This window comes from Haloplanus sp. XH21, from assembly GCF_023276355.1.
Classification (GTDB): Archaea; Halobacteriota; Halobacteria; order Halobacteriales; family Haloferacaceae; genus Haloplanus; species Haloplanus halobius.
On record NZ_JALLPL010000001.1, the window covers coordinates 2,104,739 to 2,128,794 of the forward strand.

A 24,056-nucleotide genomic window follows, 5' to 3' on the forward strand; every position below is an offset into this window, starting at 1 on the left:
TCGCTCGACCGGTAGCCAAATCGGATCCTCGAAGACGGAGAGTTCGAGGGGCAGATCTGCCGCCGTTCATCACCACCGGATGAGCGAACACGCCCATAACTCGTGCTAGAACACAACATCCAGTAGCGCCATGACCCCACGATAGTCGCCGAGAATAACATACATACATCCATTATTCTATCACATCTCCTCGGAGAGAAAATAACGATGGCCCCGCGATTCACTTGTAAATTTATATGAAATTCGGCTCGATATAATAACGAAGGTACATCTGTTATTCTATCCGGATTGAGGGATTTAGATAACAACCGTACAGCCGTTATCCCTTGATTTGTCGATTGTTGCCATGCATCAGTCGAGGGATGGCGGAGACGATACGAACCCCTGTCATCGGTCGGCTAGTAGGGGTACTAAATATCACCCGAATATCTTCCAGTTTTTTTCCAAATACTAAAAAATCAGGCCACCCCAACAAATATATTTGTGCGGTAGTATGGGAGTTATATCCAGATAATGGCACGGAAGAACAGGGAGGAAACCGACGGAAAACTCGTCGGACGGATCGGTTGGTGGGGTGCGGCGACGGCTTCGATCGGTCTCGTCGTCGCTTCGAGTACGTTCTCCGGCGATTTCAACGGGTACGGGATTGCAGGCCCCGGATATCTGGTGACGCTGCTGTTCGGATTCGTACTCAACATCCTCGTCGTTTTTTCGTACTCGGAGCTCCTGACCATCTTTCCGGAGACTGGACAGATATTCGATTTCACTCGCCGTGGCTACGCCGACTCCGGAAAACAGAAAGCGTTCCTCCTGGCAACGGGGATGGGGACGACGTACTGGCTCATCTTCGGACTCGTGTGGGGGTCCGAAACAGCCGCGGGTGCACACGCGATGGTACAAACAACGGGCCTCGGGTCAGTCACTCTGTGGATCATCGCGCTCAACCTGTTGGCGATGGGTATCAATATGCTGGGGATCCGACTCACCATCACGACGGCGACCCTGCTGGTCGTCTGTATGGTCAGCATCCGCATGGCGATGGGTGTCGCAGCGTTCAGCGGATTCAATCTGCTGAATCAAGTGGGCGATCCGGCGGTACTACTACAGCCGTCGGAGTATCGACTTGAAGGGATGGTTGCAGCGTTACCGCTCGGTATCTGGGCGTTTATCGGGTTAGAGTTCGCAACACCGCTGGTAAACGAGGTCAAGGACGCGAAAAATAACATCCCACGCGGTATGATCATCGGCGGCTGTACGATTCTGGTGATGGCACTGACCATGGGAAGCGGTATCATCATGACCTACAGTCCGGCAGTGCACAGCGAGATGTACCTCGGAAACGCACCACAGATCGAGATCGCTGCAGCCCTGTTCGGCCCGACGGGTCGCCTCCTCGCGGGGCTTGCGTCCTTCGCGGCAACTATCGGAAGCCTACTGATCGCCTACGCCGCGATTCCTCGAATCCTGTATTCGATGGCACGGGAGGGTGCCTGGCCGAAACCGTTCGCGTGGATCCATCCTCGGTTCGTCTCTCCCTGGCCCGCAACCCTCGCTACCGGAGCGGTGTTTCTGGTGCCGCCCCTGATTTCGACCGACGTGGTGTTGTTGATCCGAATCGCAACCATCGTCTGGTTGCTCACGTACGCGTGGGTCTTCGTACTCGTCCTCAAGCTCCGGATCACTCATCCACACGCCGAACGTTCGTTCCAGCGACATCCGGTCTTCTACGTCATCGGACTCTGTCTCATCGTGCTGGTGCTGTGGCAAGCCTATGCAGGAGATTACTACCTCATCGTGATCGCAGGGGCGATATTCGCTCTTGGCTTCGCCATCGCGAAGGCGCTACTCAACTGGCGGAGTATCCACCCGCAGTCGGCTAACTCGGGGGTACATCACGAACACTGACATCCACCGCTCGTCAGTAACTCATTGATCGAGTGCTGAGAGTCGCAGTCCCGGCAGTACACTTGGACATCCACGAACACCCGATACTCACCGACGGTGATGCGGTCGGTCGTTTCGAGTCGGTCCAAATCACTCTCTGTGACCGCCTGTAGCCGGGACATCAAGCGTTCGATTCGTTCGATATCCGAAGAGATTCGTTCCTCGTCGGACGGCCCCTCGTACGTCGCGCCATAGCACTCCGTGAGGAAATTGTATATCGCTTGGTATGTTATGAGATCCGTCTCGACTTGATCGATATCCACACCATTGCGCTCCAACTTTCGGCGTTCTTGGAGCCTGATCCCGTTGCTCACGTCGTCGTCGGTTAGTATCCGATACGTGTCCTCTATCTCTTGGTCGTGGGTGGTGAGATCGGCCTCAAGCAGAGCCGATCTGAGCACACGCTTGTTCATCTCGTCGGCCAGTTCGCGGAGACTAGTCCGTTCCCTGCCCGCCCCGGTCCATCGTTCGACCAAATCCTCCGGAGCGACGTCGAGAGAGTATCGGTCCAGAACTCTCCCGACCTTGTAATCACGGGCGTCTGGGGACATATACCGTCCGTTCGTCGGTCAAACGAATAAATATACGGTTCGTGGGAGGGGCGGTGTTCAGATAAGGATGAAGGATGAGGCGGTGCGATTTTTGAGTGGTCAATGCTCGAAATCGACCGCCTCATCGGTGATAGCGACAGCTTTGAGTTAGGATTTGTGGAACGAGAGGCGACACCCGAGCCGGCGATGAAGCTTGGTATTCGACTCCATTTGGCTGGTCTATCACTTTCGAATACCGTCTCAATTCTTGATAGTTTGGGTGTCAAGCGCTGTCGATCCACTGTTCACAATTGGGTGCAGAAGGCCGATTTACAGCCCACAGATGGTGCCAATCCGGATCACGTTGCGGTCGATGAAACCGTGATCCAACTCAATGACGAGCGATATTGGCTGTCCGCCGCGGTCGATCCCGACACCAATCGCCTGCTCCATGTACGGCTATTTTCGACGAGAACACAGGCGTTGACCGAGATATTTCTCTCCGAACTCCGCGAGAAACATCTCGTTGACGACGCGACCTTTCTCGTCGACGGCGCACCCTGGTTGCAGGCGGCCTGCCATCGCCTCGGGCTCCGATTCCAGCATGTCACACATGGGAATCGGAATGCCGTCGAACGTGTATTTAGAGAACTAAAACGACGAACACACCAGTTTTCAAATACGTTTAGTCACGTCGAACCGAGTATCGCCGAAAATTGGTTGCAAGCGTTTGCCTTCGCATGGAATCAGCTAATCTGAACACTCCCACCGTGGGAGGGTCAACGTGGAGCAACCCGGTCTCACATGCGATTGGGAACAGGATGGCTCAATTAAATATCAGAAGTAGAGATACAAATTAGTTATATCATATACAACATATAAATATATAAGCGGAGAACTGAGTCTACTTTTCGTCCAAAATATTATAGTACGACAATTATTTTACCTATTCCGAAAAATATAGATACTATATTGGCCCCAAATTCAAAATTATTAATAAATTTGACCATCCTTCATCGGAGCAAGCTGTGAAAAGAGCTATAGATGCTTGAGTGCGCAATTTAGGGATTTCTGATGCTGGATTCCGCCCACTCGATTGGCCGTTATACTTCTAAAACATAATATTTAGATAATATATCTAAATTTTATACTTCTGCCGAGGGAGCACGGGGACTTAGCAGTGAGCGTCCGGTCGACATCTCTGTCACGGAGAGATGATTCCGAGGAACTGAGACAGGGCCTCGAAGCCCGTTCGAGCGACATCACCAGGGCGGGGACAGATACCGATAGTCGTCGTCGAGGGCCGCGGCGTCTTCCGGAAGCAGTGCGACGACGAGATACGTCGGATATTTCGAGAGGTAGTCGACGAGGTGTGCGATACGCTCGGAGTCGATAGCTTCGAGCGAGTCGAGAACCATAAACGGCATCGATTCGTGCACTTCGTGGGTGAGATAGCCTGCGAGGGCGAAGATGAGACCGGTGACCTCCCGTTCGCTTTCGCTCAGGTGGTCGACGGTGTCGCGGTAGGAACTGCCCTCTTGCGTCGTCCGGACGATGTGGAGGTCGAACTGAGTCGAGCGCTGTTCCGCTATCCCGCCGGTTTCGATGTTGGTCCGCTCTATCCAGATTCTCTCGATGTTGGAGTAGTCGAGGATACCGAGGATATCCGCCATCCGGTCGTTGAATTCGTCGACTGCTTCTCGTTCGATCTGTTCTACGGTCTGGCGGAGTTCATCGAGCGTATCACGGATGCTCGACCGGCGGGTTTCGAGTTGATTCCGCTGTTCGACCCGGTCTTCGATAGCGTCAATTTCGTTTTCGACCTCGGTTAGCTGTTCGTGTGACTGTTCGAGTTCGATCTCCACTCGTTTTGCCTGCTCTTTCAGTTCGAGTACCGTACTGTAGTCGTCCTCTTGTGATTTGATGTCGGCACGAAGTCGGTCGATGTCGGCGGACAGGTCGTCAATATTCTGGGTGAGCGCGTCGTGTTCGCTCTCTAACTCCGCGATTCGTTCGCGCCGGTCCTCGATTTCGCGGGTGAGCCGTTCAGCCTCTCGTTCGAGTCGGTCACGTCGTTCTCCGGCCCGTTCCAGTTCCTGTTTCTCTGCCTGGAGGCTCTCCAGATTGGACTCGATGGAGTCGAGCACATCGAGTTGCTCTTCACGGACATCTCGGAGTTCCTCGATGATCTGCTGGATTCGGGTCCGTTTGACTCGGCTCCCGCACGTCCAACAGGTGAGGATCTGATAGTCGTCGACGAGCTGGTCCGTGACCGACCCCTCAGTCTCGTACTCGCGCCGGAACGCACCCAGCAAATCCGCGTTCCCCTGTGAGCGCAAGGAACTGAGAAAGCCACCGCCCTCGTCGTCGTCTCGCTGCAGGTTGCTGAAAATTTCCTCCCGCTCCTCCGTCTCCAATCGCTCCTCGTTGAACTGGATGATGTTCTGGAGCTGATTGACGGTGGATTTGACGGATTTCTGTTGCGTTCGAGCCTGCGTCAGCTGAGATTCTATCTGTCGCAGACGGCTATCAGCGACGTCGGGAACGTCGTCGAGTTCCGATTCTATCTCGTCGTGTTCCGTCCGAAGCGACGCCAGACTCTCGCGTTGGGTTTCGAGTTCGAACTCGATTTCCTCCCGTGTCGACTCCAACTCCTGTTTTTCGTCGAGACGTTCCTCGACACGATGTTTCTTTTCGTCGTGGTCGTTCGTTTTCGTATCTCGCTTCTCGATGTCCGAGCGGAGGGTTTCAAGTTGGCTTTCCTGTTGCTCGATCTCCTCTCGAACCGATGTCTGGCGCTGAACGAGTTCTGGAAGCCGTTTCTCGCGCTCGTCGATATTCGCGATTTCCGTCTCGATCTCGTCACGTTCCTGCTTGAGCTGGTCGATTTCGTTTTGAATTTCCTCGGTATCGACCGGCGACATGATGAGTTCGCGGAGATCACCGCCGTGAGCGACCCGCCGTCGGGCCTCGTTCGATTCCATGAGAAAGGCGAACAGGTCGGCAACTTCGGCTTCTTCGAGTAGCGGGTCGCCGGATGTGGCCACGTTACTGCCGCGCCGCGTTAGCAGTCGAGTGTGAGACCCTCCGTCGAGAGACAGCGTTGCCTCGCCCTCTTCGGCATCGGCCTTGAGAGAGACGTTCGATCCGCCGAGAGCGCCGATGAGTGCTCGCAGGAGCGAACTGCGGTTCGTCGCGTTCGAACCGGTGAGAACGTTGACCCCCGGAACGAACTCGACGTCGGCAGTATCGATACCCCCGATATTCGTGGCAGAGAGGGCGGCGACATCACTCGATTGGTCTCTGATTCCGCTCACGAAGCCCCGTATGATGTCCGAGTAAATAAACCCACTCTGCGATTTCGCCCGGTTCGGACCGTTCTACCGGGTTAACAGTCCTCGACTCGCTTCCCCGTCGCTTGCGGGATCACTTCCCGCTCCGCATCCACCCATTCCCGGTCGAGTTCGCGGCCCTCGAACAACCGGTCGAGAAACACCGCCAGCGCCGCCACCTCCGAATGTGGCTGGTTGGTGACGCCCACGTTCCAGTCGGCGTGGTCGTACACCTCGAAGTCGACCTTGCCGGCGCCGACGACGACCAAGAGCGGGTCGGTGCGGTGTCGCTCCCGGATGTCGGGCGTCACCTCCTCGACCGGTTCGCCGTACATCGTGAGATGGACGATGTCCCCCTCCCAGTCGCGGAGGATGGGTCGATAGGCATCGGTGACCGTCACGTCGAAGGGGCCGCCGAAGCGGTCAGTGATGTCGGTCACCGTCTCGGCGGCGTTGGAGGCCTCGCCGACGAGGATGGCGCGGTCGGCACCCAGCGCCCGCGCCGTCAGGCCGATGTGGGTCGTCATCCGGTCGTCGCGCCCGGGCCGATGCCCCAGACGCAACACCGCGACCTCGGAGTCGTGCATGCGTGAACCGACGGGACCGAGGGGGTAACGGCTTTCGGAACGCCCGGACCGGAAGGCACTTGCGCCGGCCCAGAAATGGGAGGATATGAATCTCTCCGACCGACGCGTGGTGATCACCGGCGGCGCGGGCCTCATCGGCTCCCACCTCGCGGCCCGCCTCGCCCCCGACAACGACGTCGTCGTCGCGGACGACTGCTCGAAAGGGGAAGCCGACCGGGTTCCGGACGGCGCGACCCTCGCCGTCACCGACATCACCGATCCCGAGGCCGTCGCGGAAGTCGTCACGGCTGACGTCGACGCCATCTTCCACCTCGCCGCCTACACCGACACCAACTACGCCGACCCCCGCCAGCTGTTCGAGGAGAACACCGAGATGACCTACACCCTCCTCGAACGCGCCAACGAAGTCGGCGTCGACAACTTCGTATTCACTTCCTCGTCGACCGTCTACGGCGAGGCGCCACGCCCGACGCCCGAGGATTACGCCCCCCTCGAACCCATCAGCGAGTACGGCGCGAGCAAACTCGCCGACGAGGGCCTGGTCTCGACGTACGCCCACTCCTACGACATCCAGTCGTGGACGTTCCGCTTTGCCAACATCGTCGGCCCGCATCAACGGGGCAACGTCATCCCCGACTTCATCGAGAAACTCCGCGACGACCCGGAGACGCTCACCATCCTCGGCGACGGCCGCCAGGAGAAGTCCTACCTCCACGTCGAGGACTGCGTCGACGCCATCTGTCACGTGGTCGAACACGCCGACCAACCGCTCAATACGTACAACCTCGGCACCCGCACCACCACCTCGGTCAACCGCATCGCCGACATCGTGAGCGAGGAGATGGGTCTCGACCCGGACTACGAGTACACGGGCGGTGACCGCGGCTGGACGGGCGACGTGCCGAAGATGCGCCTCTCGATCGAGAAACTCGCGGCGCTCGGCTGGGAGCCACCGGAGTCGAGCGACGAAGCGGTGCGCCGCGCGACGCGGCAGTTGATCGACGAACTCGTATAGCGCCAGCCCCAATCCAACCCGTGCAACTCGTCGGCTACGACGCGACCGATGGTGGCCTCCTCGTGAGCGATACCGCCGCCGATGCCGACGGCGGGACGGTGGAGTACGTCGCCCTGAATCCCGGCGAGCGGATCGAGTATCGCCTCGACGACCGCCACTGTGCGGGCGTCGTCACCGACGACGGTCACCGCCCCTGTGCGGCCGCCGACGCGCCACACTGTCCGGCCCACACCTCGACGTGGGTGTGTGCGCGCTGTACCGGCACCTGCCTCAAGGACGAGATGGACTGTTTCGACGACCACGCGGTCTACCTGGCCGCGTTCGCGCCGGCCACGTTCAAGGTGGGCGTCACGAAGGCGTGGCGCCTGGAGACCCGCCTCCGCGAACAGGGAGCCGACCGCGCGGCCCACGTCCGGACGGTCGAAAACGGCCGTATCGCCCGCGAAATCGAATCGGAACTGGCCGAGCGCATCCCCGACCGGGTGCGGGTCCCGGCCAAGATAGCCGGACTCGGACGCGCCGTCGACGACGCCGCGTGGGACGCCCTGCTCGACGAGTTCGATCCCATCGAACGGTTCGACCTCGGTTATGGCCTCGACCTGGCCGACCGTCCGGTCGCCGAAACGATAGCGACGGGGACGGTCCGCGGCACCAAGGGCCGACTGCTCGTGCTTGACCACGGCGGGAGCACCTACGCCGTCGACCTGCGGGATCTGGTGGGGTACGAGGTGACCGAGGGCGGCACCGACCGCCACCTCCAGTCGAGTCTCGGTGCGTTCGACTAGCCGCCTCGGATCACCGTCCGCAGAAACGGTCTATGTCCGCCGCCAGCGCGGCGACGCGTCGAGGCGTGGGAGTGCGCGGGAAAGGTCCATCTGTGCGGCGCCATAGAACTGTTCTCGGCCGATCGGCGTCCGAACGCGGATGACGACGGTCTGACTCGTGACGCGAAAGAGCGACAGCGACCACGACGAGTCGGTCCCCGTCCACCGGCTCTGCAGGGACGATTCGTCGCCGTCGACCACGCGAGCGCCGAGTTCCCAGCTCAGTCGTGTCAGCGGCGAGAGGTCGAACGGCACGGCGTCGGGGAGCGTCACGCCGTCACCGCTCGGAGAGCCACGGGTAGCCATACCATTCGCTGAGACATCGGGAAATAAAAATCTGCGCGTTTGCCCTCGGCCGAACCGCGCTCGCAGGGCGATCCGTTCGGATGTCGAACGTACCGGAGACGGCAACCCTTTTCGGCGTGGGTTGCGAACTCGGGCGCATGGCAGACGACACTGACGAGGCCGAGAACGCGGGCGGCGAGGAGAGCGGTGACGAGGAAAAATCCTTCCGCGAACGCGTCGAGGAGATCCGCGAGCGCCGCGCCGAGGAGCGAGAGGAAGGCGAAGCGCCCGGCCCCGAGGAGATGATGGGCGGCGAGGGCGGTCCCGGCGGCAACCCCTTCGCCCAGATGATGAGCGGCATGATGGGCGGCGGTGGCGGTCCCGGTGGCATGGGCGGCGGCCCGCCCGGCATGGGTGGTGGCCCGCCGGGCGCCGGCGGCCAGGAAGAGAGCGCAGGCAACGAAGAACTCGTCCGCGAAGTGCGCCAGCTCCGCGACGAGGTCCGGGACGCGACCCGACAGCTGCAGCGCATCGCGCAGGCGCTCGAAGACGACTGATCGCGGCGCAGACGGCGGCGTTCTCTAACTACCGACTCACTCGGTCGTAGACATCGGCGAGGCGGTCGACCGACCGCGAGACGGCGTGTCGGCCCCGCCGGTCGAGACACCGGTCGCCGATTGCTTTCCGTTCGTCGAGCGTCCGCCGTATCGACTGCCGAAGCGACTCCACGTCACCCGTCTCGAAGTGATAGCCCGTCACGCCGTCCTCGACGGTATCGGCGAGGGCGCCCTCGTCCGCGCCGACGACGGGGGTGCCACAGGCGTTCGCTTCGAGGGCGACGAGTCCCTGCGTTTCGACGGGGCTCGGGAAGACGAAAGCGTCGAGCGCGCTGTAGAACGCGGGGAGTTCGTCGCGGTCCAGAAAGCCGAGAAAGTGTGCGTCCACGTCGCGCTCGGCTGCGCGCGCTTCGAGATCCTCGCGGGCCGGCCCGTCGCCGCCGAAGACGACGGTCACGTCGAGCGTGGCCGCGGCGTCGATCAGATCCGACAGGCGCTTCTCGTAGCCGTGCCGGCCGGTGTAGCCGATCAGCGGGCGGTCGATGTCGTCGAGGCCGTGTCGTGTCAGGAAGGCGTCGGCGTCGACCGGGCGGAACCGATCGGTGTCGATGCCGTTCGGAACGACGGTGACGGGCGTCGACACCCCGACCTGGTCGGTGAGGTGGTCGGCCGTGGCCTCGCTCGGCGCGACGACGGCGTCGGCGTGGTCGAGGAACCACCGCTCGTACCGCTCGCTCACGCGTTCGAGGGCGGGTTCGAGGCTGGACGCGGCGCCGGATGCGAGGTAGTCCGCGTACTCGGCGGTCGGGGTGTGATACGAGGCGACGAAGGGACGGTCGCTCCCTCGTGCCAGGCGGAGGCCCGCGAGACCGATGGCGAACGGCGTGTGGGCGTGGACGATGTCGACATCGCGAACCCGGCGGGGAATCCAGGGGGCACCGAGGCGGAATCCGGGGTAGAACGGGAACGGAAGGCTCCGAACCGGATACTCGCCGGTGCGCGCGGTGTAGCCGCCGGTTCGTGGATACACCACGTCCATGCGGCCGCCGCGCTCCGTCCAGCAGTCGCGCCAGGCCTGGACCGTGTAGGTGACGCCGTTGACGGTGGGCAGATAGGTGTCGGTGAACGCGGCGACCGAACGCATTGGCGTCGGTTCGGCGAGGAAGGCTTAATCGCTTGTGACTTCGGCGTAGGCGTCGACCAGTTTCTCGCCGACGCGTTCGAGGGAGTGTTCGGCCGCCGTCTCCTCGGCGTTCGCCCCCAGGCGCTCCCGGAGGGGCGGGTCGGCCGCGAGACGGTCCAGCGCCGCCCGGAACTCCTCGCGGGTCGAGCATTTCAGGCAGTCGTGGCCGTGGGTGTAGAACTCCTCGAAGACGGGGATGTCGCGGAGGACGACGGGTTTTCCGCAGGCCATCGCCTCGAGGACGGCGATACCCTGGTTCTCGGCCTTGGTCGGGAAACAGTAGATGTCGCCGGCGGCGAAGGCGCCGCGCTTGTCGTCGACCCACCCGGTGAACGTGACGTTCTCGGGGGGATCCGCCGTCCAGCGACGCACCGTCTCCGAGGCCTGTGGGCCGGAGTCGTAGGGACCGAACCACGCGAACTCGTAATCGGTCTCTTGGGCGAGTCGGCAGAACGTGGTGAGACCCTTCCGTTCGAAGACGTTGCCGACGGAGAAGACGACGAGGCCATCCAGGTCGAACCGGTCGCGGTACTCCTCGCGGAGGGAGTCGTAGCCCGCGAGCGACGCCGTATCGACGCCGTTGGTGATCGGACGGATCGGTGCGTCGACGGGGTAGGCTTCGAGCACCCGCTTCGTGTGCGCGCTCGGACAGAGCACGAGGTCCGCCTGCGAGTAGAACCAGCGGAGATAGCGACCGAGCGGGCCGGCGAGGTGGGTCGACCCGCGGAAACTCTCGGCGAAGTCCTCGCGGGTGACGTGGGCGTGGAGAACGAGCGGCGTGTCGGTGCGCTTGGCGTGCCGGGCCACCGCGAGGGTGCCGGGACCGATCATGTTGCAGTGAGCGACGTCGTACTCGCGGAACCCCCCTCGGCCACGAAGGGTGGCCGAGACGGCACTGGCGGGCGACCCACCCTGCCAGGGCGAGGTGAGCACCGACACGTCCGTCGTCGCCAGCGCGGCGCGTTGCTGGGCGGCGGCGGTGCCGATGCCGCTCCGGTCGAGTCGGCCTTCGAGTTCGAGGTAGTTCAACACCCGCACGGACGGCGGTAGCCCGGTGATGGCCTTGACGCTACCGATGCCGGTCGGAAGGCCTTTGCCACCGCGCGGCCGGGTTCGCCCATGGGCATCGCCGCGGAGCGCATCGACCGACTGGAAGCGCTCGCCCGGGAGGCGGTCGGAAACGACAACGAGGACCGCGCCCGGCGATACGTCCGGTTGGCGCGCCGCATCGCCGAGCGCAACCGCCTCACGCTCCCGCGCTCCTTCCGGCGGTTCACCTGCGACGCCTGTGACACCTATCTCGTCCCCGGAAAGAACGCCCGCGTCCGCCTGCAGAACGGGCACGTCGTCGTCCGGTGTGACTGTGGCGCGACCGCGCGTTATCCGTACGACTGAGCCCGGGCTCCGGATCGCCGAGACCGTCAACCGATAGTATAAACTTTCAAACCGGTTCGGCGCCAGTATCGAGTATGGATACCCAAGCGCTGCGCAAGCGGGCACACGACCTCGACGTGACGGTGTGGGTCGGCAAGGGGGGACTCGACCCCGTCGTCGACGAATGTGATGATCAGCTGAAAAGCGCCGAGCTGGTGAAGGTGAAGTTCCTGCGGTCGGCCCAGGGCGGCACCGACGTGGAGACGCTGGCGGACGAGTTGGCCGACCGGACCGACGCCGACGTGGTGGAAACGCGCGGAAACACCGCGGTGCTGTATCGATGAGCGCGGTGCCGCTCCAGGCCGACGCCAGCGGTGGAGCCATCACACGGTTCCTCGTGAACAACGGCGTGCCGTACGCCGAGTCGGTCGGGTCGGCAATCGCGTTCGTCATCGCGTTGCTCATCGTCTACCTCATCGGACGCCTGGTAGTCATCCCGCTCATCGACCGAGTGATGGACGCCCGGGGACTGGAGGTGCACGCGCGCAAGCCGCTCCGAAAGCTCGCGCTGGCCATCGTCGTCTTCATCGGTATCGCCGTCGCCTTCGGCTTTGCCGGGTACGGCAACTTCCTGCAGTCGCTCGCGACGGTAGCGGCCGCCGCGACGCTCGCCATCGGCTTCGCGATGCAGGACGTCATCGCGAACTTCGTCGCCGGCGTGTTCATCTTCACCGACAAGCCGTTCCGCATCGGCGACTGGATCGAGTGGGACGGGAACTCCGGCATCGTCGAAGACATCAGTTTCCGCGTGACACGGGTGCGGACCTTCGACAACGAACTCCTGACCGTGCCGAACTCGAACCTCACCGACGACGTGATCAAGAACCCGGTCGCCAAGAAACAGCTTCGGCTGCAGGTCCCCTTCGGCATCGGCTACGACGACGACATCGAGCGAGCGAACGAGATCATCCTCGAGGAGGCCCACGCCCACCCCGACCTCCTCGACGACCCCGCGCCGTCGGTGCGGCTGACCGAACTCGGTGACTCGTCGGTCGTGCTCAAATCGCGCGTCTGGATCGACGACCCGAGCCGGTCCGACTTCGTCAAGGCACGCGGCGAGTACGTCACCGCGGTCAAGCAGCGGTTCGACGAGGAGGGTATCGACATCCCCTACCCGAACCGGACGCTCAGCGGCGAGGTCGAAGTCACCGGTATCACCGCCGATACCGTCTCGGACTAGAGTTCGATCCGTTCGACCAGTTCGCTCTCCTCTTTGGTGTTGATGGCGACGATGCGGATGTAATCTTCGAGCATCGAGTCCCGTAGCTTGGCCTTCAGCAAGTTGTCGACCTGGTAGACGCCGGCCGCGTTCACCATCTCGATCTCGACGAGCACGGGTTTGTCTTCACCCTCTCGCAGGGTGACGTTTCGAATCGCCTGGCTCGACAGCGTGTTGATGCCGCGGCCGCCTTTCTCGTAGGGGATGCGCGAGCGCCCCCGCTCCATATCGAGGGCGTCGGCGACGCGGATGACCCCGGCCTCGCGGGTCAGGGGATCCTCCTCGGTGTGGTGACAGAGGATGGCGTGCAGCGTCTCGGCTTTCATCCGGACGGCCTCGCTTCGGTCGTAGAACTCGGCGAGGATCCGGTCGAGCAGGTCCGCTGCAAGCGGAATCGAGTAGTAGGCGTGCTGGTCGCGGTGGACGACGTGGCCGATGTCGTGCAGGGTGGCCGCGAGGGCGACGATGACGGGTTCGTCGGCTTCCTCGAGACCCTGTTCGGAGGCGCCGTTGAACGGGACCCCGGCGCGTTTCAGCAGTTCGTACAGCCGAAGCGCGCGGTTCCGGACGATTTCGATGTGTTTCGGCCCGTGGTCGTTGTACCCCTTCCGCATGACGGCGTTGACGTTCTGGGCGTCCAGATACGTCTTCACCTCCGGATCGTCGACGATGGTCGGGAGGATCCGGTTCAGTTTCTCGTCGGGGAACGAGTGTGCCGCGTTTGGATCGTACGGCCGGCCGCTGTCACTGTCGTCGCTGTCGCCGCCGTCGGAACTCATACCCCGTCGTAGGGGCCGACCGGGAAAAAGAGCGCTGCCTCGGCAGGCGATTTCTTGTGAGCCAGTATCCGTGGTTCGCCAAGACGGTCCCGGGAATCACGGGTAGCCAGTGACAATGATCCGTCTCAGTCGGCGGCCTCGGCTGCAGCCTGGCGCACTGCCTCGTAGTCCGGTTCCTGCTTCGGGTTGTCGCCGATCCAGCGATACGTGACCCGCCCGTCGCTATCGACGACGAACACCGCACGCTGGGCGACGCGGATGTCGCGGGGCTCCCACGCCTCCGCCACGTCGTAGGCCTCGATGAGTTCTCGCTGCTCGTCGCTGAGCAGGCCGAAGTTCAGGTCGTTCTGCCGCCGGAACTCGTTGAGCGTGTACGGCAGGTCGACGCTGATGCCGTACACCGTCGCGCCGATGTCTTCGAAGTTCGAGAGCTGATCGCGGAACGTACACATCTCGGTCGTACAGGTGTTGGTGAACGCGGCCGGGAAGAAGGCGAGAACGATCGGTGCCTCGTCGAGATGCTCGGACAGCGTGAACGTCTCGACGTCGCCGTTCGCGAGCGGGACGGTGAAGTCGGGGGCGGTGTCGCCGATGTCGACCATAGTCACGATTCGAGGGAGGTGGATATTACGTCTTGTGGGTCCCACGGTTTCTTGTAAGTCAGTACCGGTGGTTGGCGGGACCGTCTTGGCGAACCACCGGTGGACAGTGACAATAACCCGCACCGAGGGGCGTACTTCCGAGCCTGACCGGTCCAAAAAGCCTATAATTGCGAACGGGTTAGCCTGGCGTAGTGATGTACGACCCAATCGTCCCACTGTTCCCCGGGTTGCCCGGCGGGCCGGAGTTGCTCATCGTCCTCTTCGTCCTCGTCTTGCTGTTCGGGGCGAACAAGATCCCCAAACTGGCCCGCTCGACGGGTCAGGCGATGGGCGAGTTCCGCCGCGGCCGCGAGGAAATCGAGGAGGAACTGCAAGAGGGGAGCGAGGAAGCGGAGACGGAGTCGACGACCGACACGTCCGCAACGACCGACTCGTCGACCACGTCGGCCGACGAGACCACCGACACCGAAAAGAGCAGCTGAACGCGGTCGTCGGGTCGATTTTTCCAATCTGCAACACGCCCGTGAGCCGACCCTGTACCCGTTCGTTCGGAGACGACTGACCCCGGAGCCACGGCTCAACGATCGACGGAAACGAGACCGCCAGGCGGCGAATCGAAAGAGCCTACTGCGGTTCGCAGGGCAGCATCTCCTGGTCGTAGTCCTGGTCCCCGACGACGACGGCCGCACACCCGCCGATGTGGCCGTAGTCGTATCTACACTTGTACTCGTAGACACCCTCCTCGGGGAAGTAGTGGCTGATTGGCTCGCTGCTGATGTCCTGGTTCATTTCCCAATCGGAGGCGATATCGGGGTGCCACGCCTGGCGACCGCTTTCCGAACTCGACGGCGACAGCGACGTGACGCTGTGAGAGCCGATGCCCTCGTAGGTCCACTCGACGACGGTCCCGGGGTCGACCTCCGCGACCATCGGGATGAACGTCTTGTTCTCGACGGTGACGGACTGAACCGGAGCGTCCTCGGGCGGTCCCGAGGGAGTCGGCGTCGCCGTTTCCGTCGCCGTCTCCGTCGGCGTCGCCGTCGCCGTGTCGTCGCCAGTACTTCCGGAACCGCCCGAACAGCCCGCGAGTGAGCCAACGAGTCCAGCAGCGGCCGCAACGATCGTCCTGCGACTAAATGTCATGGTAAGGTGTAGGAGTCGGTAAGTGAGGCCCCTTCAAAAAACATTCGAGGTTGGATCGACCACGGGGCTCCGATTATCATCCGGCTAGATTAGCCACCAGAGTTTATGTCCGTGAGGCGCCTGACCCATACAATGGCTATCGACGACGCCGAGGGCTCCGGCTCCGGGGAGTCCGATGGCGCGGTCACCGCCGATGGAGCGTCCGAAACGGTCGATCCAGCGGCACTGTCCGAACTACTCGCAGCCGGTGAGACGGCGGCAACCCGACTCGACGCCGCCGTCTCGCGTTCGAAGGAGGCAGGGACACCCGTCGTCAAGGATCGCTGGACGTGGGAGGACTACAAGGAGGAGTTCTACTACGACGAGAACGGTGAGCCGCCGACGGACGGTAGCGGCGAGGTGGTGCCGTTCGACCCCGAAGACGAACTCGGATTCGATCCCGACCTGACGGAGAACATGCTGTCGTTTGCGGCCGATCTCGGCGATCAGTTGGATGACGTGGTGGACGAACGGACCGTCGACGTCGACGCCGAACTCGACGAAGACGAGTTCTTCGGCACGCCGATGGGCACGACGACCGTCGTCAACCGGTACGATCTGGAGAAGACCGTGCCCCTGGAGAAGAAGACACATTTCCGGGAGATCGACCGCTACTGGGTGAACAAGCCCTACGCCTTCATCATCATCTTCCAGTCGACAAAGGAAAACGAGAAGAAATACTACGCCGTCCAGCCCCACACCACGCCCATCGAGGACGACCTGCGGGAGTTCCTGACGGGGAAGCTCCAGAACGCCATCAAATACTCCGACGTCGGCGTCGCGGGCGGCCCCGAGGAACGCGAGCAGGTGATCCGCGACGAGACGTACTCGCTGCTCGAACGCTACGACCTCTACGCGCGGACATCCGGTGCCGGACTGCTCGACTCCATCGCGACGCAGATCGGCGTCGAGGACGCAGACGGCACCGTCGGACGCCTGCTCTCGCGCCTCGGCTGGGAGCCGGGGACCGAGACGACGACGGAGCAACTCTCCGGGAGTTCCGCGCGCCCGGAGCCAGCGATCCTCGACGAGGATCCCGACGACCTCTCGGAGTACCAGGTCGAGAAACTGCTCTACTACCTCAAACGGGACTTCATCGGCTACGAGCGCATCGACCCCATCAAACACGACATCAACGTCGAGGACATCTCGTGTGACGGCTACCACTCTCCCGTCTTCGTCTACCACAGCGACTACGAGCAGATCATCTCCAACATCTACCACGGCGAGACCGAACTCGACGACTTCGTGGTCAAACTCGCCCAGCGGTCGGGGAAGGGCATCAGCAAGCGCCGGCCACAGGTCGACGCCACCCTTCCCGACGGCTCGCGTGCCCAGCTCACGCTCGGCAAGGAAGTCTCCGACCACGGGACCAACTACACCATCCGCCAGTTCAAAGACGTCCCGTTCACGCCGGTCGACCTCATCAACTGGAAGACGTTCTCCTTAGAGGAGATGGCGTATCTCTGGCTCGCCATCGAGAACAACAAGTCGCTCATCTTCGCCGGCGGGACCGCGTCCGGGAAGACGACGAGCCTGAACGCCGTCTCCCTGTTCATCCCCTCGAACTCGAAGATCGTCTCCATCGAGGACACCCGCGAGGTCGAGCTCCCCCAGCGCAACTGGGTGGCGTCGGTCACGCGGCCCTCCTTCTCCGACGACGAACAGGGCGAAGTCGACGAGTTCGACCTGCTGGAAGCCGCGCTCCGGCAGCGGCCCGAATACATCGTCATGGGCGAGATCCGTGGCGAGGAGGGCCGGACGCTCTTCCAGGTCATGTCGACCGGGCACACCACGCTGACGACGTTCCACGCCGACTCCGTGGGCGAGGTGCTCAAGCGGTTCACCACCGAGCCGATCAACGTCTCGAAGACGATGTTCTCGGCGCTTGACCTCGTGTCGATCCAGACCCAGACGCGGGTCAAGGGGCGGAAGGTCCGCCGGAACAAGAACATCACCGAGATCAACTTCTACGACGCCGAAAACGACGAGATCAACGTCCAGGACGTCTACCAGTGGCAGGCCGAAACCGACGAGTTCCTGCGGATGAGCGACTCGAACACGCTCGACGAGATCCGCTTCGACCGCGGGTGGACTCGGGCGACGCTCGACAAGGAGCTGTTCAAACGGAAAGCCGTCCTCGCGTACCTCATCAAGAACGGCCTCAACACCTACACCCAGGTCGCGGCGACCGTCCAGGCGTTCATCAACGACGAGGAGACGATCATGTCCCTCATGGCGAACGACCAGCTCGAACGCAGCCTGGAGGACCTCCGCGAGATGGAGTCGGTCCTGATCGACATCGACCCAGAGAAGGAGGCGATGGTGCCCCGTCCCGATCCGAACGAGGAGGGGCTGGAACAGTGCAACCGGATCCTCGAGCGGGCCGAGACGGAACTGTTCGAGGACTACCACGGGGCGGCCGTCGAAGGGATCGACTCCGCGCTCGCGGGGATGGACGCAGCGACGGACGTGACGGCATCGCCGTCCGAAGCGGATACGGACCACCCTGCCGACGCCGCCGAAGAGGGTGACGCCACGGAGTCGGCCGAAGCGGACGCCGGCTCGGCCCAACCCGCCGATGCTGCCGGATCCGACGGCACGGCGTCCGCGAGCGACGCTATCGAGGCGGACACCGAACCGGCCGCCGGGACGGAAATCGACGAGGGATCGATCTTCGGTGAGTCGTCCGAGCGTGACGAGGGAGGAATTTCGTTCGAACCGACCGACGACGAGGACGAGGGCGCCGAAGCGGCGGACGGCGGCACCGAGATGGAAACGGAGTCGGACGAGGACGACGACACCGCGGACGTCGACGAATGGGGCTTCGGCGACGTGACCGACGCCGAGGAGGATTAGCGTGAGCCTCGACACCGGCGGCGGTCTGGATCGGGGCGTCGACAGCCTCGGCGACCTGTTTTACCCGCTCTACCAGTGGCTGTTCGACGACGACGGCGACTTCGTGGACGACGTGGAGACCAAACTGGAGCAGGCGCGGATGGCGACGACGGTCGAACTCTACCTGTCGCGGGCGCTCGCCGTCGGCGTCCTGACCGGCCTGGTGCTGTGGTTGCTCGGCACGTTCATCGGCTACAGCCTCTTTGCGCTCGGCCTCCTCTCACCGGAGCTGCTATCGACGGGGGCGCGCATTCCGAACGAGACGGTCGTCGCCATCATCGAGCAGGCGAAAGTCCCCGTCGCCATCGGCCTCGTAGGAATCGTGGCCGGTTCGATCGGCTTTCTCACCGGATTCGGCACGCTCGTTGCCATCCCCTACTCGCGGGCGTCGACCCGAAAGCGGGAGATCAACATGCTGCTCTCGGACTCGATTTCGTTCATGTACGCGCTGTCGGTCGGGGGGCTCAACCAGTTGGAGATTCTGGAGGCGATGGCGCGGGCCGACGACACCTACGGCGAGGTGTCCCGGGAGTTCCAGAGCATCGTTCAGGAGACGGAGTATTTCGGCACCGACTACCGAAACGCGATCCGGAAACAGGCGGCCGCCACCCCGAGCGACGACCTCTCGCAGTTCCTGACGGACATGCTCTCTATCGTCAACTCCGGGGGGAACATGCAGGCGTTCCTCTCCGATAAGAAGGACAAGCACATGCGGACCGCCAAACAGCAACAGGAGGTCACGCTCGACACCCTCGAACTGTTCGGCGAGATGTACATGACACTGTCGCTGTTCCCGCTCCTGCTCATCATCATCCTCGTCATCATGAGCATGCTGGGCGAGGCGCAGTCGGTCATGCTGTACGGGACGGTCTACGGACTCATCCCGATCACCGGCGTGATGTTCCTCGTACTGGTCTCGACGGTGAAACAGGACGAACCCGGCGACGGCTACCTGGACCCCGGGAGCGGCGAGGAGAGCCTCCAGAGCGCCGGGCAGGACGGTCTGTTCCACCTCGGGCTGATCGAGAACTACGTCGGCGAGTTCGGCATCTTCGACCGCATCAAATCCCGCGAGGGAACGTTCCAGACCAAGCAACTGCTGCGGAACCCGCACCACTTCTTCCGGGACCATCCCCTGTTCACGCTCGCACTGACCGTGCCCGCGGCGCTGGTGACTATCGGCGTCGCGGCAGGGAGTGGCGCGGCACCGACGACGTGGGATGGGATGATCGGGGCACCCGTCTGGGGGACGTTCGTCTGGGTGTACGTGCCGCTGTACCTGATACTGATTCCGCTCGGCGTCTTCCACGAGTGGAACGTTCGGTCGCGGGCGGCGATTACGGGCAAACTCTCCGACAACCTGCGGAAACTGTCGAGCGCGAACGACACGGGACAGACGCTCTTGGAGTCGATACAGACCACGGCCGAGACGTCGTCGGGGAAACTCGCCGACGAGTTCGACGTCATCTACGCCAAGGTGAACTACGGGATGAGCCTGCGGGAGGCGCTCGTGGAGTTCAACAACAAATACCACATCCCCCGGCTGGCACGGACGGTCAAGCTCATCAGCAAGGCACAGGAGGCGTCGAGTCAGATTACGCAGGTGTTGACGACGGCCGCACAGGCCAGCGAGAACCAGGACGACATCGAGCGCGAGCGGCGGTCGCGAACCCGGATGCAGGTGGCGATCATCCTGATGACGTATCTGACGCTCCTGGGCGTGATGGCCATCCTGAAGACGCAGTTCCTCGACGTGATGGCCGGGCTCACGGAACAGGCCAGCGGTGGCGGCGGGGGCAGTCAGTCACAGTTCGGCGGCGGACTCGACATCGAACTGATGTCGCTGCTGTTCTTCCACGCCGTGACGCTCCAGGCCATCCTGTCCGGCGTCATCAGTGGCTTCATCCGGACGGCCACCCTCTTGGCCGGCGTCAAGTTCGTGGTGATTCTTCAGACCATCGCGCTGATAACATGGCTGGTGGTTGGATGAGCCGCGCGCAGACGACACTCGATTTCGCCATCGGAATGAGCGTCTTCCTCGGGGTCGTCGCCTTCGCGTTCGGCTTCATCCCGACCATGTTCGCGCCGTTCGAGACGGAGACGGGGACGAACGCAGTGATCGCCGACCGCGTCGGAGATCGGTTGGTCGGCGACGCGCTCGCCGAAGAGCCGACGAACCCATCGATCCTGAACGGAACCTGTACGGCGTCGTTTTTCGCCGGCGATAGCCCGGGCGACTGCCGGTACACCACGGCCGACCTGCACAGGGCGACCGGCGTCCAGTCGACCGTGAACCTGAACGTCACGGTCTACGACGACTCGGATATCCAGACGCTCGACGGGGTCGAACTGACTCGCGGCCCGTCGCCATCGTCGAACGATGTCGTGGTCGCACGACGCATCGTCTCACTCCCCACGCATCTCGGTGGGGGTGCGACCCGGGAAGCGTACCGACTCGAGGTCAAGGTGTGGTAACATGCGGGGCCAGGCACACACACTCGAGGCGTTCGTCGCGGGGCTGCTGGTGTTGAGTGGCATCGTCTTCGCGCTGCAGGCGACGGCAGTGACGCCGCTGTCGGCGAGTACCTCGAACCAGCACGTCGGCAACCAGGAGCGGGCCATGGCGGCCGGCGTACTCGAAACGACGGACGCCAACGGTAGTCTCGAGGAGGCGATCGTCTACTGGAACACGACCCCAGACAATCAGGACCGCGGCGAGTTCTACGGGGCGAACGCCACCGACGGGACGGCGTACGCCGACGCACCACCGAACGCCTTCGGGCGGGCGCTCGACGACGCGTTCGGTGAGCGACGAACCGCGTTCAACGTCGTCGTCCACTCCTTCGGCGAGAACGCGAGTCTGACCCGCACGTGGATGGTGCGGATGGGTATTCCAAGCAGCGATGCGGTCACGGTCGGCCGGCAGGTCACCCTGTTCGACGATGCGACGTTCTCGTCGCCGGAGGCAGGCAACATCTCGGCGGCGGCAGCGAACCCGGATCGCCGGTTCTACGCGTCGGATGCGTCGCGCGATGGCCGCCTGTTCAACGTCGTGGAGGTGCGCATCACCGTATGGCGGATCTGAAGCCGCCATCGGATCAGGACCGCGGACAGCTCATCCTGGTCACGGGGTTCGCTATCGCGGTGACGATCATCGCGTTGGTGTTGCTGCTGAACTCGGCCATCTACACGCAGAACCTCGCGACGCGTGGCACCGACATCGGGGCTGACGACGCGCTGGCACACCGGGATACGGTCGACGAGAACCTCTGGCCCGTGATCGAAGCGGCCGCGAACAACGACGCCGAAGCCACTACCAGAGCCGAGGTGGAGGCAAACGTCACGGCGCGACTCGAACGGTTCGACGTCACGGCGGCACAGCCACATCTCGCGCGCGGCGCCAGTACGGACGTGACCGTGACTGGCTTCGACGACGGGATGCGCCTGCGACAGACGGACACCAGTCGGCAGCTAACGAGCGACTCGCTCGCGCCGAACTGGACACTCGTCGACAGCACGAACGACGTGCGACAGTTCGAACTGAACACGACCGGCGGGCTGGCGCAGACATCCACTCCCAAGAACGAATCGTTCCGGATGGTCGTCAACGGCACCGGCGGCGATCAGTGGCGCGTCTACGTGTACAACGACTCAACGCCCACGCTCGCCGTCAAAAACGGGAGCTCGTCGATCAACAAGGACATCTGTAGCGACGTGGTCACGGGACCGCCAAGAGTGAACCCAGTCGCGGGCACGGTAAACGGCGTTGACTGCCCAGCCCTGTCGTTCGGCGAGGGCACGTCACCGCCGTATCGGATCGGATTCGTCTACGGCAACCGGACGACAGGGACCTACGACGCCATCGTGAACGGGACGACGGTCGCCAGTAGTAACTTCGATAGCCATCCGACGTCGCCGTACACGCTACCGGTCGTCTACGGCGTCGAAACGCGGCTCTCGTATCAGTCGGCCGAGCTGACCTACCGGAGCCAAGGCAAGACGACGCCGGCGCCACCGTCCGGGGGGCGGACGTTCGTGTTCGCCAAGGACGCCGGAGCGACCGTCGAAGCAAGCGACGGCGACACGCTACGGTTCCGGATCGAAAACGCCGCCGACGAACGGGTGACCGTCGAGCAGTTCGAAGTCGACGCGACGGCGATCAACGCGAGCATGACCCTCGACAACGGGACCGATCCCGAATTGAGCGTCCAACAGACGGGCATTCAGGACGGGACGGCGAACCGGAGTGGTTCGTTCGAAGCCAACGGGACGCAGTGGTACGACCTCGTCGGGGACAGCACCGCTGACGGACAGTACGCGATCATCGATTCCGGCGCCGGCAACGTCGCGGTGAGCGTCGGGCGGTTCAGCCAGCCGGTCGGAACGCTGACGGTGACGTACGCCGAGTCGGAGGCCGATCTGACGGTCACGCTGGTGTTGAGCGACGGCACCGAGGAGGTGTTTTACTTCGATGAGCAGTGACGAGGGTTCCGTCCGAAGGACGCTGGTCGCGGGCGCTGCCGACGAGCGCGCGGTCTCCACGGCCGTCAGTTACGTGCTCACCCTGGGGCTCACGACCATCCTCATCAGCGGTCTGCTCATCGCCGCAGGCGGGACCGTCGACGAGCGACAGCAAGTGACGACACAGGCGTCGCTCGAGGTCGCCGGGCAGCGACTCGCTGCGAACCTGATGACGGCCGACCGCCTCGCCGAAACGTCGGGGACGACGGCGGTGTCGGTCACGGTCGATCTTCCCGCCCAGGTCTCGGGAAGCACCTACGGCGTGGCGGTCGATCCGGGGGCGTCGAGACTCGTCCTCGAATCGGGGTCGACCGGTGTCTCGGTAGTCGTCGGATTCACCGCAACGACGCCGGTCGACGCGACCAGCGTTCGCGGCGGCGACCTCCGGATCGTCCTCGACAGCGGAGCACTGGAGGTACGGTCGGCATGAATCGGGCACAGAGCGAGACGGTCGGCTTCGTGCTCGTGTTCGCGCTGATCGCCGTCTCGACCGGGGTGGTGTACGTCGCGGGGACGTCGTCGCTCGACGACGCCCGGACCGCGGAGGAACTCAATAATATGGAACGGGCGTTCGACGTGCTGGCCGAGAACATCGGCGAGGTGTCTCGAGACAGGGCACCGAGCCGGACCACTGAACTCCGCCTCGGGAACGGCGACATCGAACTCGGAGCGCCGGTCAACATCACCGTCACGACGAACGTGTCAGCGATACCAGTGACGATACACACGCGGCCGATCGTCTACCGACTGGACGACACCGAAATCGTCTACACGTCGGGCGCGGTCCTCCGCAGTGATCGGGGCGCGACGGCGATACGCTCCGAACCGGACTGGGTGGTGTCGGAGCGACAGACCATCCTCCCGCTGACCGACGTCGACGCCACCGGGAGAGCGGCGATGGGCGGAGACACCACGGTCCTGGTCCGGGCACGGCAGAAGAACCCGCCGAACTCGCGGTCGTTCGCGACGAACGAGAGCGCAGTCAACGTGACCGTCACCATCGATTCACCGCGGTCCGGCGCGTGGCGTCGACTGCTCGAATCCCGAGGGTTCAGTTGTGACCCTCCAGGAGTCAACTGCACGTTCACGACCGATGAACTCCACGTCGTCTGGAGTACGACGAGCGTCGAGTTCAGTCCGTGATGGGCCCGGAAGCGAACGACG

24 protein-coding genes and 1 pseudogene are annotated in these 24,056 nt (G+C 63.1%); 16 read left to right on the forward strand and 9 right to left on the reverse strand.

Annotated elements, in window-relative coordinates:
* Nucleotides 1-513: 513 nt before the first annotated feature.
* Nucleotides 514-1,905: an APC family permease gene (locus tag MXB53_RS11010; RefSeq protein WP_248897529.1), complete on the forward strand. Its 1,392-nt coding sequence runs from the start codon at nucleotides 514-516 to the stop codon at nucleotides 1,903-1,905.
* Here the strand turns inward: MXB53_RS11010 and rdfA are convergent.
* The gene (gene rdfA / locus MXB53_RS11015) at nucleotides 1,893-2,495 is read right to left on the reverse strand and encodes a rod-determining factor RdfA (RefSeq protein ID WP_248897530.1); all 603 of its coding nucleotides are present in this window, start codon (nucleotides 2,493-2,495) and stop codon (nucleotides 1,893-1,895) included. The genes MXB53_RS11010 and rdfA overlap by 13 nt on opposite strands.
* Before the next feature lie 102 nt (nucleotides 2,496-2,597).
* Between rdfA and MXB53_RS11020 the strand changes: the two genes are divergently transcribed.
* Nucleotides 2,598-3,233 (forward strand): IS6 family transposase, encoded by a 636-nt coding sequence (locus MXB53_RS11020; protein WP_248897531.1) that lies wholly within the window; start codon nucleotides 2,598-2,600, stop codon nucleotides 3,231-3,233.
* A gap of 503 nt (nucleotides 3,234-3,736) precedes the next feature.
* On the opposite strand, the gene MXB53_RS11025 is transcribed toward MXB53_RS11020, so the two are convergent.
* Nucleotides 3,737-5,791, reverse strand: a complete 2,055-nt coding sequence (locus MXB53_RS11025; protein WP_248897533.1) for an archaea-specific SMC-related protein — start codon at nucleotides 5,789-5,791, stop codon at nucleotides 3,737-3,739.
* A 71-nt stretch (nucleotides 5,792-5,862) separates the two neighbouring features.
* On the reverse strand, nucleotides 5,863-6,393 hold the full coding sequence (locus MXB53_RS11030; protein WP_248897535.1) for a tRNA (cytidine(56)-2'-O)-methyltransferase: 531 nt from the start codon (nucleotides 6,391-6,393) through the stop codon (nucleotides 5,863-5,865).
* Between the two features lie 85 nt (nucleotides 6,394-6,478).
* Between MXB53_RS11030 and MXB53_RS11035 the strand changes: the two genes are divergently transcribed.
* Both MXB53_RS11035 and MXB53_RS11040 read left to right on the forward strand, forming a co-directional pair.
* Nucleotides 6,479-7,408: an NAD-dependent epimerase/dehydratase family protein gene (locus tag MXB53_RS11035; RefSeq protein WP_248897537.1), complete on the forward strand. Its 930-nt coding sequence runs from the start codon at nucleotides 6,479-6,481 to the stop codon at nucleotides 7,406-7,408.
* Nucleotides 7,409-7,428: 20 nt separating this feature from the next.
* Entirely contained in the window at nucleotides 7,429-8,193 is a 765-nt protein-coding gene (locus tag MXB53_RS11040) for a DUF2797 domain-containing protein (protein ID WP_248897538.1), read from the forward strand.
* 30 nt (nucleotides 8,194-8,223) lie between these two features.
* Here the strand turns inward: MXB53_RS11040 and MXB53_RS11045 are convergent, their stop codons facing one another.
* A complete protein-coding gene (locus MXB53_RS11045; protein WP_248897539.1) occupies nucleotides 8,224-8,538 on the reverse strand; it encodes a hypothetical protein in 315 nt (104 codons plus the stop codon).
* 137 nt (nucleotides 8,539-8,675) lie between these two features.
* On the opposite strand from MXB53_RS11045, the gene MXB53_RS11050 reads away from it, so the two are divergent.
* On the forward strand, nucleotides 8,676-9,074 hold the full coding sequence (locus MXB53_RS11050; RefSeq protein WP_248897540.1) for a hypothetical protein: 399 nt from the start codon (nucleotides 8,676-8,678) through the stop codon (nucleotides 9,072-9,074).
* Between the two features lie 28 nt (nucleotides 9,075-9,102).
* Here MXB53_RS11050 and MXB53_RS11055 read toward each other — a convergent pair whose 3' ends face one another.
* The gene (locus MXB53_RS11055; protein ID WP_248897542.1) at nucleotides 9,103-10,218 is read right to left on the reverse strand and encodes a glycosyltransferase family 4 protein; all 1,116 of its coding nucleotides are present in this window, start codon (nucleotides 10,216-10,218) and stop codon (nucleotides 9,103-9,105) included.
* 24 nt (nucleotides 10,219-10,242) lie between these two features.
* On the reverse strand, nucleotides 10,243-11,295 hold the full coding sequence (locus MXB53_RS11060; protein ID WP_248897544.1) for a glycosyltransferase family 4 protein: 1,053 nt from the start codon (nucleotides 11,293-11,295) through the stop codon (nucleotides 10,243-10,245).
* 81 nt (nucleotides 11,296-11,376) lie between these two features.
* On the opposite strand from MXB53_RS11060, the gene MXB53_RS11065 reads away from it, so the two are divergent.
* From MXB53_RS11065 to MXB53_RS11075, 3 genes are all read left to right on the forward strand, one after another.
* Nucleotides 11,377-11,652 (forward strand): ribonuclease P protein component 4, encoded by a 276-nt coding sequence (locus MXB53_RS11065; RefSeq protein WP_248897546.1) that lies wholly within the window; start codon nucleotides 11,377-11,379, stop codon nucleotides 11,650-11,652.
* Nucleotides 11,653-11,726: 74 nt separating this feature from the next.
* On the forward strand, nucleotides 11,727-11,975 hold the full coding sequence (locus tag MXB53_RS11070; RefSeq protein ID WP_248897547.1) for a YhbY family RNA-binding protein: 249 nt from the start codon (nucleotides 11,727-11,729) through the stop codon (nucleotides 11,973-11,975).
* The gene (locus MXB53_RS11075) at nucleotides 11,972-12,871 is read left to right on the forward strand and encodes a mechanosensitive ion channel family protein (protein ID WP_248897549.1); all 900 of its coding nucleotides are present in this window, start codon (nucleotides 11,972-11,974) and stop codon (nucleotides 12,869-12,871) included. The genes MXB53_RS11070 and MXB53_RS11075 overlap by 4 nt, the downstream gene beginning before the upstream one ends.
* Here the strand turns inward: MXB53_RS11075 and MXB53_RS11080 are convergent.
* Nucleotides 12,868-13,689, reverse strand: coding sequence for an HD domain-containing protein (locus MXB53_RS11080; RefSeq protein WP_248897551.1), 822 nt, complete (start codon nucleotides 13,687-13,689; stop codon nucleotides 12,868-12,870). The two genes, MXB53_RS11075 and MXB53_RS11080, sit on opposite strands and share 4 nt — an antisense overlap.
* 125 nt (nucleotides 13,690-13,814) lie before the next feature.
* Nucleotides 13,815-14,291 carry a redoxin domain-containing protein gene (locus MXB53_RS11085; protein ID WP_248897554.1) on the reverse strand — a complete coding sequence of 159 codons (477 nt, stop codon included), beginning with the start codon at nucleotides 14,289-14,291 and terminating at the stop codon, nucleotides 13,815-13,817.
* Between the two features lie 194 nt (nucleotides 14,292-14,485).
* Here MXB53_RS11085 and tatA point away from each other — a divergent pair, with 194 nt between their 5' ends.
* Nucleotides 14,486-14,773 (forward strand): twin-arginine translocase TatA/TatE family subunit, encoded by a 288-nt coding sequence (tatA, locus tag MXB53_RS11090; protein ID WP_248897556.1) that lies wholly within the window; start codon nucleotides 14,486-14,488, stop codon nucleotides 14,771-14,773.
* A 142-nt stretch (nucleotides 14,774-14,915) separates the two neighbouring features.
* Here the strand turns inward: tatA and MXB53_RS11095 are convergent, their stop codons facing one another.
* The gene (locus MXB53_RS11095) at nucleotides 14,916-15,434 is read right to left on the reverse strand and encodes a cupredoxin domain-containing protein (protein WP_248897559.1); all 519 of its coding nucleotides are present in this window, start codon (nucleotides 15,432-15,434) and stop codon (nucleotides 14,916-14,918) included.
* Nucleotides 15,435-15,737: 303 nt separating this feature from the next.
* Between MXB53_RS11095 and MXB53_RS11100 the strand changes: the two are divergent.
* The 7 genes and pseudogenes from MXB53_RS11100 to MXB53_RS11130 form a co-directional block, all read left to right on the forward strand.
* Nucleotides 15,738-18,320 (forward strand): annotated as a pseudogene (locus MXB53_RS11100) (type II/IV secretion system ATPase subunit); the annotation flags it as partial.
* Between the two features lie 13 nt (nucleotides 18,321-18,333).
* The gene (locus MXB53_RS11105) at nucleotides 18,334-20,361 is read left to right on the forward strand and encodes a type II secretion system F family protein (protein ID WP_248897562.1); all 2,028 of its coding nucleotides are present in this window, start codon (nucleotides 18,334-18,336) and stop codon (nucleotides 20,359-20,361) included.
* Complete coding sequence (locus MXB53_RS11110) at nucleotides 20,358-20,846, forward strand: DUF7287 family protein (protein WP_248897564.1); 489 nt, start codon at nucleotides 20,358-20,360, stop codon at nucleotides 20,844-20,846. The genes MXB53_RS11105 and MXB53_RS11110 overlap by 4 nt, the downstream gene beginning before the upstream one ends.
* Before the next feature lies 1 nt (nucleotide 20,847).
* On the forward strand, nucleotides 20,848-21,456 hold the full coding sequence (locus tag MXB53_RS11115; protein ID WP_248897565.1) for a DUF7288 family protein: 609 nt from the start codon (nucleotides 20,848-20,850) through the stop codon (nucleotides 21,454-21,456).
* The gene (locus tag MXB53_RS11120; RefSeq protein ID WP_248897566.1) at nucleotides 21,444-22,853 is read left to right on the forward strand and encodes a DUF7261 family protein; all 1,410 of its coding nucleotides are present in this window, start codon (nucleotides 21,444-21,446) and stop codon (nucleotides 22,851-22,853) included. Before MXB53_RS11115 ends, MXB53_RS11120 begins: the two co-directional genes overlap by 13 nt.
* Complete coding sequence (locus MXB53_RS11125; protein WP_248897567.1) at nucleotides 22,843-23,322, forward strand: DUF7266 family protein; 480 nt, start codon at nucleotides 22,843-22,845, stop codon at nucleotides 23,320-23,322. The genes MXB53_RS11120 and MXB53_RS11125 overlap by 11 nt, the downstream gene beginning before the upstream one ends.
* Nucleotides 23,319-24,035 (forward strand): DUF7289 family protein, encoded by a 717-nt coding sequence (locus tag MXB53_RS11130; RefSeq protein ID WP_248897568.1) that lies wholly within the window; start codon nucleotides 23,319-23,321, stop codon nucleotides 24,033-24,035. The genes MXB53_RS11125 and MXB53_RS11130 overlap by 4 nt, the downstream gene beginning before the upstream one ends.
* The last annotated feature ends 21 nt before the right edge of the window (nucleotides 24,036-24,056 follow it).